Origin of the sequence: Winogradskyella sp. Asnod2-B02-A, from assembly GCF_045063645.1 — a bacterium.
Lineage (GTDB): Bacteria > Bacteroidota > Bacteroidia > Flavobacteriales > Flavobacteriaceae > Winogradskyella.
In genome coordinates, this window is the sequence record NZ_JBEFOG010000025.1 from 402,829 (window position 1) to 417,580 (window position 14,752).

Consider the following 14,752-nt stretch of genomic DNA (forward strand, 5'->3'; position numbering starts at 1 on the left):
AATACATGATTGAACTAATTCAAAATACAGGCATACAATTTATAGAAATTCCACTTAAGATAAATGAGGATGACAACTTAAGTAGTGAAAAAAGTTTTGCAGAGGAAATCATTTATGATGAAAATGGAAAGGAAGAATCTGGTTCCATATTATTTCCTTATAAATGGAATGATAGCTATGTTGATTTTGACTCGATTAATGCCGAAGCTATTGATAGAAACGGTGATGTAATTCCTGAAGAAATACGAGAAGATTTCATTAAAATTATAGATAAGAGTAATATTTACAAAGTTAGAGGTCGTGAAGCGTTCGATGTTTATACAGGTCATTGGATTCCATTACCATATTTTAGAACTAGAAATGACCGATCAAAACCATTTCATTCTGGACCACACGACTGGTGTAGAATGTGGTTTGGGGAAGTAGATTTAGAAACTCAGAAAAAAGAAAATAGCACGCATAAAATTGTTCTAGCCTTTGATACTGATACTATAGATAATGAGCAAGGCAATTATTTAAAACCTAACCATTCTGACGCTACATCATCAGGAAATACACGATTTAAATGTGTTATTAAGGAGCGTTTTTTTACTGATTTCTATAGTAGAGCTGAAATTGATAGTTGGTTGTCCAATATTTATGATTTAAAAGTAAATCGGTCAAAAAATTACTTTAGGCATTATGCTAACTATTTTGTGCTCTTAGATATCTTGGATCAAGCCAATGGTTTTCCCGAAATTGCACTTTTAACTGACGATAAAACAATTGAAACTGGTTTGGTTTTAGACATTGGGAATTCGAGAACTTGTGGATTAATTGTTGAAACGACATCCCCAAAACCTAACACTACATTCGATTTTACGTCATCCAAGAAACTGCAAATAAGAGATTTATCTATTCCTTACCAAGTAAATGAAGAACCTTTTGAAATGCAAGTTGCTTTTGCCGAAGAAAAGTTTGGAAATGAAGCTAGTGATTACTTTAGTGATGTTTTTCAGTGGCCAAGTCTTTTAAGAATTGGTAAAGAAGCCGTAAGATTAACTTCAATTTTCGAAAGTGAAGATTCACAAGCAACTATGAGTAGTCCAAAACGTTATTTGTGGGATTATAGTGAATCTAGCTTACCTTGGATTAAGGTAGATAAAGATGGTTATATTGGTTATAACCAGCATGAAAATCTTAGAAAAGCCGCCCTTTTTGGAATTGCAGAATATCTAAATACGGATGGTACAGTTAGTAAAAGCGGATTTCCTACTACAGAAAGTAACTATTCTAGAGCATCTTTAATGACTTTTGCCTTAGTGGAAATTTTATATCAAGCGTTAACTCAGATAAACAATCATAGCTATAGAAAAGATATGGGTAATTCTTCATTTCGTAGAATTCTAAAGAACATTGTAATTACCTGTCCAACAGCCATGACAGCAAAGGAGCAAATATACCTTAAAGAGTCAATAGAAGCAGCCGTGTTCTTAGTGAAAAAGCAGTATCCTAATAGTTTACACCAAGAGCTGAAAATTCATCCTTTTGAAAACGAGATCTCTTTTGAAGATTCTGAAAAACCATGGAAATATGATGAAGCTACATGTTCTCAAATCACTTATTTATATAGTGAGATGGTTGATAAATTTAAAGGAAGGCACGAGCTGTTTTTTAAGTACAAAGGAAAAAAACGCAAAAATACTTTATTTCCAAGCAAAGAGTCTGTAACTATTGCTACTGTTGATATTGGTGGTGGTACTACAGATTTAATGATTTGCAACTACCAAGCAGATGCAGAATCAGAGATACCAATAATTAAACCTATTCCTGTTTTTTGGGAAGGGTTCAATGTGGCTGGTGATGATATTGTTAAACGTATTATAGAATTTGTTATTCTTCCTAGTTTTGAAAAATATTTAAAAGAACAGGAAGGGATAAATGTAGATGAAACTCTTAATTATTTATTTGGTAGTAATTTAGGAAATCAAGCGGCTACACATCGAATTTATAGAAAACAATTTGCCAATCAAATAGCAACATATTGCGCTTATGAAGCTATTAATCATGTTAATACTAATAGTGTCAATCGAAAAAAAACAATTGGAGATGTATTTAAAATCTATCCAAAACCTAAAAACAATTTAATTCCATATATCGAAGATGTTATTAAGAGGAAATGTCATTTGGCTACATTTAACTTTTTTGACGTTTTAATTGATTTTCATACGGAATTAATAAATTATGCTATTGCAGATATTATTAAACCTGTGGTAGATCAGTTGACAAAATTAATTGGTGTTTTTGATTGTGATGTTTTATTACTATCAGGTAAGTCCAGTAATTTAGCGATTATTAGAGAATTGTTTGAAAAATCTTTGGTATTAAGTCCTGATAAAATTATAAATTTTGGAAATTATAAATTTGGGGATTGGTACCCTTTTGCAAATTTTGGTGAAGTAAAAGATCCAAAAACAACGGTAAGTGTTGGTGCCTTAATTGCATTTTTAAGTTCCATAAATAAATTAGATAAATTCAGAATCGATTTGAATCAACTTTCAGGAATACAATCTACGGCTGAATATCTTGGTGTGTTAAGTGATAATTTTTCAAGAATAAAAGATTCAAAATTAATAGTTGAGAAAAATAAATTTGAAGGTAAGTTTATGTTTTTTGGAGCACCAGTATCTATAGGGATGAGACAGTTGCCTTCTGAAGATTGGATCGCTTCATCACTATACGTCTTTAATTTTATTGATGATTATCATAAGGATTTATTAGCTAAAGAAGATTTTGAATATCCATTTACTATTACAATCTCTAGAGATGAAGATGATAAGGAAGAATTGCTTATAGATGAAATGGTTATTGTTGATAAAAATGGTTATGAAGTAGAAGGTGAAAACTATTTCAAACTTCTTTTTAAAACGTTACCTAATGGTTTAGAATATTGGAAAGACAACGGGTCATTTTTACTAAAAAACTTCTCAGATGAATAAACTTAGAATTAACCCAAGGAGTAATAATCCTCATAAAAGCACTAGTTTAGATAATGATAAATCATCAACGATTGTATCATCTAAAAGTTTAAAAGATGATATTAAATTTTTCTTAAACAAAAAGGATACTGATTTTACTAAGGAGGATTTGGAAAAATTTCAAGAAGCTAATAAAGCAAGGGTAAACATGTTTTTAGATGATTCTAATCAAATAATAACAAAGTTATTTAATATAGCTAGACAGCAATTAGAGAAAAATAAAGAAGTAAAAGATGAGGTATTTCAATCGGAATCAGTTCTGCCTAAACGTTTCAAGGAATTAGAACCTCTTATTACTGAAATAATAGAAGATAATACGAAAGAGAGTGCATTATTTATAAAAACATTAATTAATACATTAGAAGGGGTTGATAATGAATTGAAAAATGAGCCGTTAAATATTGAAAATCTATATGATTCATTAAGTGTTATGTTGCAGAAATTACAGAATTATAATATAACACAACAAAAGTACATCTATCGTTCAGTCGCAAATTTAATAAATCAGAATCATGAAAGCTATACTTTCATTTCACCTGAGGATGGTAGTTTTATCGATCCGAAATTCCATAAAATAGTGTCGGGTAGTGGCCAACGTATAGCAAGAGGTCTCAGTTACATTTTATTAGATTCAACTAATGAAGAAGTTTTAAAATTTGGACAAATTAAAACCATCTAAGTATGCAAAACATTAATAATAGATTCAATACTATAAACACTAATACAGAAAAAGCAGTTAATGCTTTGCAAGATGGAATTAAGTGGATGAAAGCTAATGGAGATCTAGCAACTAAAGAGTCAAAGATTAAATTATTACAAGAAAATAAAAGAAATCTTAATAGAGTAATAAATGCAACTCAAAAGAGACCATCAGTTGCTATTTTTGGACAAAGCCAAGTAGGTAAATCTTTTTTAGTGAGAAGTTTAGCTAAATCACCTAAGACTTCTAAATTAGAAATATTAAATTCCATTACAGACGAACGTATCGATTTTTTACAAAAAATAAATCCTCCAGGTGGGAGAGAATCAACTGGGATTATTACGCGCTTTTCAACGAGTAAGCCTGTAAATGTAAATCCAGATTATCCTTATAAAGTCGAGTTGCTAAGTCAATTAGATATCGCTTCAATTTTAATTAATGGTTACTTGGAAGATATACAAGATTATAATGAGGAATTAGACAGAGAAGAGATTTTAGAAAAAGTAGCTTCACTTAAAAGTGAGAGTAATACACTAAAAAAAACAGATCTTCATGAAGATGAAATTTACGATTTTAACGATTACCTTATTAATACTTATAAAGACGAGTACAGAATAAAATACTGCCAAAGTATTGACTTTTTTAACGACCTAATAGAATTACTTCCTAAAATAGCTCATAATAGAAGATGGGAGTTGTTACATTATTTTTGGGGTAAGAATGAATTTTTAACAACGGTTTTTAATAGGTTGAGTGATGCGTTGTATGATGTCGGTTTTTCTAAGGTTGCTTATGTGAATGATAAAGCAGTTATTAATGGGAAAAAAGACCCTCAGTTTGGTAATACAACAAATATCCTAGATGTAGAACGTGTTAAGGAAATGTTCTATCAACCCAGTTTAGAACAGCTTTCAGTTTGTAATACTGAAGGAGTAATAACTAATGTAGCTGTTAGTGAATTTAGTGCCTTAATAAAAGAATTACATTTTGAAATCCCAAATGATTTTCAAGACACTGAAGATAAATCTTTTCTCTTAAATACAGATTTATTAGATTTTCCTGGTAGTAAAAGTAGAGACAAAATTCCCGAATCCGTATTTAATTCAAATATTGAAGACGCCAAGTTATCGATGTACGTGAGAGGTAAAGTTTCGTATTTGTTTTATTTATATAATAGAGATATTGGTATTTCAACTTTATTATATTGTATGGATAATGAACCGCCTTTAGTTTCTGAGTCTCCAGGGTTATTAGATAAATGGATCAAACGGTATATTGGAAATAGTCCTGAAGCCAGAAATAACCATCAAGAAAAAGTTTTACGACTGCTGAATTCTGAGAATATCAAATGTGATGTTAATAGTATTTCACCGTTATTAATTGCGATGACAAAGTTTAATGTGGAGCTCAGTGGTAAAGGGGGTGCAGAAGTCTTAAACGATCCAGACTCTCATAACTCTAAATGGCATGCGCGTTTCAAAGAAAACTTCAGCAATTATATGAGTAAACCAGTTGAGGATAAATGGACTGAAAATTGGACTAGAGAAAATGATTCTTTCAAATTTATATTTCCAATTCGTGATCCCGGGTTTTCGGGAACATTTTTTAATGGATATGAACCTTTAGCGCAGTTAGAAAAGGAATTAAGACCAGAAAAAATAGGGATTATAAATGATATGAAGACATCATTTATGAACTCTAGTGTAGTTAATAATTTTATATTTGATAAAAGCGCACTGTGGGAAGAATTACTCTCGCCAAATAAAACAGGAATTGATTATTTGTGTAAATATTTAGAGCCATCCTCTCACCCTATAAATATGTTGGCACAATTGCAAACAATATATGAAGTTGCAGTTAAGAGTATCTTAGATATTTTAGAAAGTGAACATTCATCTGGAAATATGGATGAAGACCTTAAGCAGGCTAAAATAAAAGGAGCTATGGCATTTACTTCTATTCTAAGTTTAAGTAATAATTTTGACAGCCCATTAAGCCATTACTTAAAACAAATTTCAACTACAGAAAATGAGATTTGGCGCTTGCTATATGAATTTAAATTTAACGTTCAAAAGGAAAGTACTGAGGAAAATATTGATTTTACAAATGTAAAATCATTTTTGGCTAACATTGGGATAAACTTAGAAAGTAAAACATCTAAATCTATAGTAAAACAAGAATTGTTAGATTTTTACGAAGTTGGAGAAACGGATTTAAACGCTATTTTAAAAAGTCAAATTGGAGTTACTGTAGATGAATTATTGTCAACAAAATTAAAATCTAAAAACATAAGTGAGTTATTCTCAGATTTAGTCTTAAACCATTGGGCAGGAAAACTAACATCGATAACCTTTAAGAATAATATTAAATCGACAGAAAGTAATAGTGAAGTGTTCAGAACTATCTTTTCAGAAATTTTAAAAAGTAGCTCAAAACAACAGATTAAAAATGAGATCGTTAAAATAATCGATGAGGAATTAAAGGACGGAATAACAAAAGAAAAGTTTAATCTGATTGCTAGTTGTATAACAAGTATTTTAAACCGTTATGTATTCTCCGCAACCTGGTTGTTTAATGAACAAGAGAGTAAACCTATTCACAAACAAAACAATCATCCTATTTTTTCAAATGTATCATGTTTAAACGATAAATCTATTATTACAAAAGAAATCATTAGCGGAAATTCAAAAAAATATATTTTAGAATTTTCATTAGGTGTAAAAGAATTATTCAAAGAAAATGTAAAAAAAGAATATGGAATAGAAAGTGATTTTAACAGTGAGATAAATGCTGAAATAGGGACTATAATTACGACTATACAGTCATTATAAATTCTAAGCAATATGAGCAAAGAAGAATTTGAGTTTCAAAAATTTAGAAAAAGCGGAACAATTTTACCATTTATTATTGCCGCTTTGTGCATATTGACTATTGTTTTTTTATTAAGAAAGTGTAATTCACCTAATGAGTTTTGGAATGGATCTTATCCTAATTATTCTAAAATAACACCTATTTTTCCTGACAAACCTAATGTGCTAAAACCTATTGATACTACAAAAATTATAATACCAGACGATCCATTAAAAAGACCTATACTATCTAATTTATTGAACGTTTATGTTCAAGATACCACAAATTTAAAGCTATTTTCTAAGGCTGTAATCAATACATACATTGATGACTCAATCAGTGTGACTTATTTTGCAGATGCCTATAAAAGAGTACAGTTTGAGGTACCACCGAATAGACAAAAACAATTAAAAACACAAATTAAAGAAGATTTCCAATTAGTTAAATTTGTCTGTTATGAATCAATTATTTCTAACAATCAATCCAAGTCAGATCCAGGATTTAGTAACCTAGAGTACGATTGGTTTTATAGACAGATAGGACTTTATCGTGCCTGGAATCAAACAATGGGTGACCCTAGCATTAAAATTGCGGTAATTGATGATTCATTCGATCCCAATCACGAAGAGTTGGTTAATCAAATTGAAAAGCCATGGAATGTGTTTGAATATTCGGATAAGGTTAGGGTGTACAACTCAAAATCAGTACATGGTACTCACGTTGCAGGAACTGCTGTGGGGGAAATAAATAATGGCTTCGGAATCTCGGGAGTAGCACCAAGGAGTAAACTAATACCAATTCAAATAGCAGATGGAAATGGAATGATGACAACCTCATCTATTTTAGATGGGATTTTTTATGCTTTAAAAAATAAGGCTAATGTAATTAACTTGTCTTTGGGTATAGATTTATCCAAAGCATTTGGAAGCCTGACAGAAGAGCAACAAGAAGTTTACGCAAACGAAATTTATTTGGATGAAGCCGCAATGTGGAACGAAGTATATGAAATTGCGGCTAAAGAAGGAACTATAATTGTACAAGCCGCTGGTAATTCTGCAGTACTTTCTTCATTAGATCCTATGAAACGATCAAAAGCAACAATAGTTGTTGGCGCTACAGACAGAAACGAAAAAACAGCTGAATTTTCTAATTATGGTGAAGGTGTAGATATTTATGCACCTGGAGTCAATATTTATAGTAGCGTTCCAAATCAACAATTTAAGCAGATGGATGGTACATCTATGGCGTCGCCAATAATTTCAGGTTGTGTAGCGCTAATTATGTCTGTAGATAAAAATCTTACTATCGCTGATATAAAAAGGTTAATGAATGAAACAGGTAAAACTTTTAATGGAAGGGATAATTTAATTCAAATAGACCAACTATTATTAAAAATTAAGGCATTATGAATATAGTAAATGAATCTAATTTGGGTGGTGTTAAATCTGTTTTTAATGATAATGCTTCTAATTCACATTATTATAAAATTATAAATAAAACATTCCATGGCATTATTAAAAACTTAGAATTTGCTAAGCCTATTATTCAAGTTAACCAGGGGAGTATTGTTTGGCAAACTACTTTTGAGGGGCCATTTCTTAACTATACGAGTTTAGATAGAGAAAATAAAGAGCATATAGACACCCTAATTAGAGGTTCTTTTAATGAGATGTCAGCTATTATAGGAAATAGTAATGACAAAGATTTTTTACAAGATATTATTGAAGTGCCTGACGAAAATTCAATTTTTTATACTAGAGATTCAAATAATAATGTCAATATAATTCTTACAGAATGGGGATATGTAAAAGATGAACATGTCAAACGAGAAGGAATTTTAAAGAAGATATTTTCAGCATCAATGAAATCACTTATTGTAAAGTTTAAATCCAATAAAAATGAGTTTTTACAGGGTATAAATGCTTCAATTTCTTCAGATGATTTAAATTTACTAGCAACATCCAATAGCGAGGGGGTAATTAAAATAAATAATTTAAAAAAGGGAAACATAATTGCTATAAGTAACGTTGATGGAAATTTTGAAGATGTTAATTTAAAAGTTGAAGAGATAGATGAGTACACGATAATTGTTGAGAGAAATCATACTCTATTTTTTAATGTCATTGACTCAAATAATCAACCTGTTTCTAATTGCTATTTTTTATTTAAGTCAGAAATTTATAAAAGCAAATCTTTTCTAACAGATCGAGCTGGTAATTATAATTTTCAACACCCTGAATCAGAAGGTGAATTTCAGATATTTTCAAACGAAAATAATGAGTTGTTATCTGACAAATTACCTAGTGAAGATAATGAATATACTATTATTTACGATCCACCGATTGTAGATACAAACCACGATTCATTGTATGATGCGGAAGAGCCAATAATTAAAAAAAGCATTGAGTTAGAGTTTTTAAATTGGCGTCGTAAACCTATAACAAATAAGTCGGTTAGTATTTATGGTCAAAATGGAAAACAGAATTATATTACCGATGATAATGGGATAGTTTACTTAGATACTCTAAATAGAGATATTGAGTATGGTATTTTTATGAATTTTAAAAATACAAGTTGGAAAACCGAGTTTACACATATTGATAAAAACAGATACACTTTTATTGTTAAAAAGAAACGTTTTTTATGGTTATGGTTACCTTTCTTCCTTTTTTTTTTGTGTTTACTATTAATACCTACGCAAGTTACTCATCACTATACTGTGTTAGATAAAAACACTAAACTACCTATTGAGTTTGCAGAAGTATCGAGTTCTGAAATTAGTAAATATCAAGTTCAGAGTTTTGAGGACAAAACCGATAGTTTGGGTAATTTAACCTTAGAGTATGGTAAGTATCGGTTATTCAAACAAATGTTTAAAAATACATCAACAGATATTTTTGTTAGTAAATCGGGTTATGAAAGTTTAAATGCTAATGTTCCCTTAACTTATTTTAGAACGACTGAAAGTGTGATTTACTTAAATAAATTAGCAGAAAGGAAAGAACCAATCGAAGATTGTAATTCTGGAGGTGATGCTCATAACGCAGGTGGTAATTCGGTAAAAGAATTTAATCTTATAAAAAACAAAGGAACGTTTATATTTTCATATAATACAGGTGGTACACATGCCGATATTATTAGAATATATGATTGTTCTAAACTTAATATGCATAATGAACAGCCTATTTGGAGTATAAATGAAGCCTCAGGTGGTGATAAATCACTTACTATAGGTTTTACAAGTCAAATAATTACAGTCGAGGTGATTGGTGGTGGTAATATTCAATCTATTTGGAGGTATCATGTAGAATGTCCTATGTAATTAATTGATGTTTTTTATATAGCAATACTAATTTACGTTAAGCAAATCTGTTTAAAATTTCATGAAGAAGTCTAAGTTCATTTTCTTTTCAATTGTATTACTTATTTCATGTTTTTTAAGTAATAATAATTTTAATTTATCAGCTACCGAAGTGCAAATTGAATCTATAATTTCAGTAGATAATTTAGCTTCCCAAGCATCTAAAACTCATATTTCACTTGATAAAAATTCCATAAAACTAATAACTTGGAACATCCAAGACCTAGGGCAAACTAAAAACACAGAAGAAATTGCCTTTATAGTAGATGTTTTAAAAGATTTTGATATCGTAGCCATTCAAGAGGTGGTGGCCAAACATCCTGCTGGGGCACAAAAAGTGGCAAAAATAGCAGATGAATTAAATCGTAAAGGTGCTAAATGGGATTATATAATAAGTGATCCAACAAAAAGTCCATCGGTTTATATGAGTGAGCGCTATGCTTATTTATGGAAAACTAGCAAAATAGATATACAAGGACGCGCTTATTTAGATAAGGAGTTGGCCGAAGTAATAGTTAGAGAACCATATATAGCAGAGTTTAAGGAAATAAGTACAGGTTATAAGTTTCATGTTGTCAATTTTCACTCACGGAAGCACGACGATAATCCAGAATTAGAAATCAGTAATATCAAAAATTATCAAGAGCGATTAAATACAGATAAGCTATTAATCGTAGGTGATTTCAATTTAAATGAGAAACATAAGGTTTGGGATGATTTTTACAAGCAAGGGTTTGAGTCTGCTGTTAAAGATTCGCAAACTACATTAAAACGAAAATGTACTTTTGGGCAATATCTTAGTTATAGTATTGATAATATATATTATACTAAAGAAATAGAATTGAAAAATTCAGGAGTTGTTGATTATATCAAAACTTGCGAAAACTTAAAAGCAGCAAGATTGATTTCTGATCATTTACCTGTTTTCTTAGAATTTAATATTTCTCAAATGGGTAAAGATTAAATCTTTCTTTAATATGAGATAAACATTATTTAATTTATGGAGAAGCCCATCAAAATTATACTAGCGCTTTTACTAATCTTATGCTTGTTAGATATGCCTTACAGCTTCTATCAATTGGTGCGTTTTGTGGCATTAGTTGGCTTTGGTTATTTGGCTCTTATGGCCAATAAACAAAATAATACCAATGCCGTTTTTATATATGTAGCTCTAGCCATTTTGTTTCAGCCCTTTTTCAAAATCGCCTTAGGTAGAACCATTTGGAATGTTGTGGATGTTATAGTAAGTATTTCTTTAGTGGTTTCTTTAGTGGTAAAACCCAAAACGGAATGAAAGCCTTAAGAATTCTTTTAGTAGTTATAGCCTTCACTTTTGCAAATACAGTGCTGGCACAAACCGTGTACACCACAAAAACAGGTGAGAAATATCACAAATCAGCTTGTAGGTATCTAAAGTATTCTAAAAAAGAATATACCCTAGATAAAGCTAAAGCGCTAGGTTTTTCAGCATGCTCAGTTTGTAAACCTAATAAAGGAAATACGAGTGCTGCAACGCAACCCAATACAATTGTTCCAAAATCTGAAAACACAACGCCGTCTAAAAAAGCGGTAGCAAGCCAATGCACAGGTAAAACGCAATCAGGCGCACGTTGTAAAAGGAAAACTAAAAATGTTAATGGTAGGTGCCATCAGCATTAGTTCTTTTCATTACGGATTTCCTCAACATTTGTTCTTCATAAAGTCCTAGTTTTGAAATTAGATGAGTTAGTATAATTAATTCAGATCATTTATAATAACACGATAACATATGAAAGGACTAAGACTAGTGGTAATTACTTTATTATGCACATTAACAATGTATGCACAAGAAGCGAAAAAGGATTCTGAAACAGTTAAAACTAAAATGGATGTTTTTGCGTCTAAAACTGGCATAATTACAAAATTTACAGATTATAATCTTACAGGAATAAAGTCTTCTTATGGAGTCAAAACAGAAACTAGAATTAGAAAAATAAATAGTGGAGACCTTGAAGGTTATTTTTATCAAATTGAAAAGCCAGGAAAGTATTCGAAATCAACAGCATCAATAGCATATTTAGATTTAGTAGAATTAATTAAAGCATTGGAAAGTCTAAAGGTACAAGAAGAAGCAGATGTAATTATGAATCCTGATTATCTAGAAAATAAGTTTGTAACTGAAGATGGATTTCAAGTTGGTTATTATGTGAGCAAAGGAAAAAGTACTTGGTATTTGATATTAGAAAAATATGGTTCAGATAAGACACTATTTTTAAAGGATGCTGAAATCATTAAGGCATCTTTTATTGAAGCTAAAGAGAAGATTGATGGCCTTTCAAATTAATATTAATAAAACCAAGGAACAAAAATGTTTATGATAAGATTATTCTTTCTATTTAGTTTTCTAATTGTTGGGGCTCAATTAAGTTTTGGTCAAACACTTCACTTATATGTAGGCAATTATAATAAACAGTATCTAGGCTGTCTTAACTGCAATAGTTATGATACCGATTCCATTTGGAACGAATATGGGCAGATCTACCAATAATTGAAATTAATCAAATATTTGGGAAACGCAATTATTAATACAGCCATTACCTACTATTTTTAAGACGAAGCAATCAAAATGTTTAGTTAAATCATCGGTAGTCTTGATATTTTTTGGTTCGTGCTTATATCAACAACTGCAAAGCACATCATGAGTATCCGAAAAATAGATATCCACGAATACAAATGCGATAGCATTCATGACTTCCTATTAAATAAAATAGTAATAACAGGAATAAAATGAACATAAAAAACAAAAAGATTTCATACGGCAAACACCCCTAAGAGCTGCGCTCGGTAGTTTCATAACAAAATATTTTGTTTCTCATTAATCCTCTAGGGGACAATCCTAAATAGTTAAAAATAGAGGTCCAATAGAACTGCGCAAGAAAATATGCATTACCCAAATTCCGACACTGTCTGAAGCAACGATTTTCAGAAATAAAGAGCAAGACTTATTGTTAATTTATCATATCAAGGATTGGAAAACAAGTTTTATAAAGTCCTTAAAATAACAATGTATCAGCGAATGGTGCTTTAGAAAATGCGTAGCATTCACGAAAACCTATTTAAACAATAAGAATGGATGAGTAACTCCTAATAAATCGTTTTGAAACCAAAGATTCACGACGTCCTATGTAATAAAATTGAAATACCAGTAATTAAATTTAACCTTACTAACAGCGAAAAGCAATAAACAATCATCTCCCCAATTTCGACAAAGTCGGAAAACTTGACCTTCAATTATTTAGCGTAAAACATGCAGTGAAGCAAAGGGAGTAGTAAAAATCGATGGTAGACATAAACAATAAACCATTTTAATAAGATACTTGGGAAATGCTATTATTAATTCAACCACTGCCCTCCATTTTTACGCCGCAGCAAACAAAAAGTTTAGCTAAATAATTGGCAGTCTTGATTTTTTTGGTTCGTTTTTTTATCAAGAAAAAAATGAATACATATAATTATAGAATAAATCGTTTTGAAAATAAAGATTCACAAAAAGAGAATTTTTATGAAACCCTAACATCCAATAAACGAACCCCAACCATAGCATCCAACCCATAAACCTCATCATCAATAACCTCATAAAACCGTAAACCAAGAACAGCAATACCTACAAAATCAGTAACCACAACCGCATCCATGGCAATCTCAAAAGAATAAGACGCAGAAGACACGTCTAAAAAATAAGTAGGAGCAACCATTAATGGAGCGTCTAAAGTATCAAAGTTAAAGTCCAAAATCCCTAAAGTTAAACCTACGTGCGTTGCCGCTTTAGGAGACGGATATAATTTAGCACTAAAATCCGTAACACTAAGACCTTGCAAAGACCAATTAAAATTAGAGTGACGTAGTACAGCATTCAGCATCTTATGCTGAGGTGTAAACTCAAAAGTGCGCAACAATAGTCTACCTTTAGCAGTTTGTAACCCCTCACCAACCCTACGAGAGCCACGTTCAGAAGTCGCATCCAAAGCCTTTATACTCGTAAATAAGGTCATCATACGTGCATGCAACTTAGAATGTTTATAGCCATGTAAAAAAGGCATCAAGGCCAATCTAAAAGCTTTTTTTACTGTACTACAATGCCCAAATTCACTCGCATTTTCACGTACACGTTGCATATTAGGTTGGTGACGAATGGCATCACCGTTAAAACCACCACCAGCATTACGCGCAAACCCAACACCTTTTACAACGTAAAAATTAATACCACCTAAGGTTCCTGTAAATTTTAATAGTCCTTTTTGTCGTGCCATGGAAACACTAAAGTAATGATTTTTAGCGATATAACAAATAGGTATAGCGTGTATATAGCGTATGTGCTTTAGGTATCATTCGGGTATATCCCGTATCAATGGCAGAAGTAAAGCATATCAGAACCAAAGAGATAAGTAGAAAAACAAACCAACCGCCTAAATAAAATAGTGTAGAAAAATAAAGGCTTAGCACATCGTACGGTATAGTCATAAAAAAAGTCCAGCACTTTCGTACTAGACTTTTACTGTTGTAGCGAGAACGAGATTTATAGAATCTTCGCAAGGTGAGCTGTACAATAGTAAAAGTCTACAATGCTAGGGCATTGTTATAGCCTTTTTTCATGCTTTTGCGCTTTGAAGCGAGCTTCGGCGCAACGCATAAAAAAAGTCCAGCACTTTCGTACTAGACTTTTACTGTTGTAGCGAGAACGAGATTTGAACTCGTGACCTCTGGGTTATGAATTTTAAAAAGCACTTTTTTTAAAATCTTAAATAATTGATTTTAAGACTTTTAAAAATTCACTATGTTCTTAAT

General features: G+C 31.0%; 10 protein-coding genes. 9 read left to right on the top strand and 1 reads right to left on the bottom strand.

The annotated features are described in order from the left end of the window. The first annotated feature begins 5 nt into the window (after nucleotides 1–5). From ACJJVO_RS02760 to ACJJVO_RS02800, 9 genes are all read left to right on the top strand, one after another. A complete protein-coding gene (locus ACJJVO_RS02760; RefSeq protein ID WP_405570149.1) occupies nucleotides 6–2,978 on the top strand; it encodes a virulence factor SrfB in 2,973 nt (990 codons plus the stop codon). Beyond that, nucleotides 2,971–3,696 carry a hypothetical protein gene (locus ACJJVO_RS02765; protein ID WP_405570152.1) on the top strand — a complete coding sequence of 242 codons (726 nt, stop codon included), beginning with the start codon at nucleotides 2,971–2,973 and terminating at the stop codon, nucleotides 3,694–3,696. The genes ACJJVO_RS02760 and ACJJVO_RS02765 overlap by 8 nt, the downstream gene beginning before the upstream one ends. Before the next feature lie 2 nt (nucleotides 3,697–3,698). Beyond that, nucleotides 3,699–6,548 (top strand): virulence factor SrfC family protein, encoded by a 2,850-nt coding sequence (locus ACJJVO_RS02770; RefSeq protein ID WP_405570154.1) that lies wholly within the window; start codon nucleotides 3,699–3,701, stop codon nucleotides 6,546–6,548. Between the two features lie 12 nt (nucleotides 6,549–6,560). Next, complete coding sequence (locus ACJJVO_RS02775) at nucleotides 6,561–7,976, top strand: S8 family peptidase (RefSeq protein WP_405570156.1); 1,416 nt, start codon at nucleotides 6,561–6,563, stop codon at nucleotides 7,974–7,976. After that, nucleotides 7,973–9,889 carry a hypothetical protein gene (locus ACJJVO_RS02780; protein WP_405570157.1) on the top strand — a complete coding sequence of 639 codons (1,917 nt, stop codon included), beginning with the start codon at nucleotides 7,973–7,975 and terminating at the stop codon, nucleotides 9,887–9,889. The genes ACJJVO_RS02775 and ACJJVO_RS02780 overlap by 4 nt, the downstream gene beginning before the upstream one ends. A gap of 61 nt (nucleotides 9,890–9,950) precedes the next feature. Further along, nucleotides 9,951–10,892, top strand: a complete 942-nt coding sequence (locus tag ACJJVO_RS02785; protein ID WP_405570160.1) for an endonuclease/exonuclease/phosphatase family protein — start codon at nucleotides 9,951–9,953, stop codon at nucleotides 10,890–10,892. Nucleotides 10,893–10,928: 36 nt separating this feature from the next. Further along, entirely contained in the window at nucleotides 10,929–11,222 is a 294-nt protein-coding gene (locus ACJJVO_RS02790) for a DUF6804 family protein (RefSeq protein WP_405570163.1), read from the top strand. Beyond that, the gene (locus ACJJVO_RS02795) at nucleotides 11,219–11,587 is read left to right on the top strand and encodes a hypothetical protein (protein ID WP_405570166.1); all 369 of its coding nucleotides are present in this window, start codon (nucleotides 11,219–11,221) and stop codon (nucleotides 11,585–11,587) included. Before ACJJVO_RS02790 ends, ACJJVO_RS02795 begins: the two co-directional genes overlap by 4 nt. Before the next feature lie 109 nt (nucleotides 11,588–11,696). After that, nucleotides 11,697–12,251 (top strand): hypothetical protein, encoded by a 555-nt coding sequence (locus ACJJVO_RS02800; RefSeq protein WP_405570169.1) that lies wholly within the window; start codon nucleotides 11,697–11,699, stop codon nucleotides 12,249–12,251. Nucleotides 12,252–13,467: 1,216 nt separating this feature from the next. Here the strand turns inward: ACJJVO_RS02800 and ACJJVO_RS02805 are convergent. Then, nucleotides 13,468–14,217 (bottom strand): hypothetical protein, encoded by a 750-nt coding sequence (locus ACJJVO_RS02805; protein ID WP_405570172.1) that lies wholly within the window; start codon nucleotides 14,215–14,217, stop codon nucleotides 13,468–13,470. Nucleotides 14,218–14,752: the final 535 nt, after the last annotated feature.

Coding starts and splice junctions, on each gene's coding strand:
- ACJJVO_RS02770 (WP_405570154.1), top strand. CDS start 3,699: ATGCAAAACATTAATAATAGATTCAATACTATAAACACTAATACAGAA.
- ACJJVO_RS02790 (WP_405570163.1), top strand. CDS start 10,929: ATGGAGAAGCCCATCAAAATTATACTAGCGCTTTTACTAATCTTATGC.
- ACJJVO_RS02775 (WP_405570156.1), top strand. CDS start 6,561: ATGAGCAAAGAAGAATTTGAGTTTCAAAAATTTAGAAAAAGCGGAACA.
- ACJJVO_RS02765 (WP_405570152.1), top strand. CDS start 2,971: ATGAATAAACTTAGAATTAACCCAAGGAGTAATAATCCTCATAAAAGC.
- ACJJVO_RS02760 (WP_405570149.1), top strand. CDS start 6: ATGATTGAACTAATTCAAAATACAGGCATACAATTTATAGAAATTCCA.
- ACJJVO_RS02780 (WP_405570157.1), top strand. CDS start 7,973: ATGAATATAGTAAATGAATCTAATTTGGGTGGTGTTAAATCTGTTTTT.
- ACJJVO_RS02795 (WP_405570166.1), top strand. CDS start 11,219: ATGAAAGCCTTAAGAATTCTTTTAGTAGTTATAGCCTTCACTTTTGCA.
- ACJJVO_RS02805 (WP_405570172.1), bottom strand. CDS start 14,217: ATGGCACGACAAAAAGGACTATTAAAATTTACAGGAACCTTAGGTGGT.
- ACJJVO_RS02785 (WP_405570160.1), top strand. CDS start 9,951: ATGAAGAAGTCTAAGTTCATTTTCTTTTCAATTGTATTACTTATTTCA.
- ACJJVO_RS02800 (WP_405570169.1), top strand. CDS start 11,697: ATGAAAGGACTAAGACTAGTGGTAATTACTTTATTATGCACATTAACA.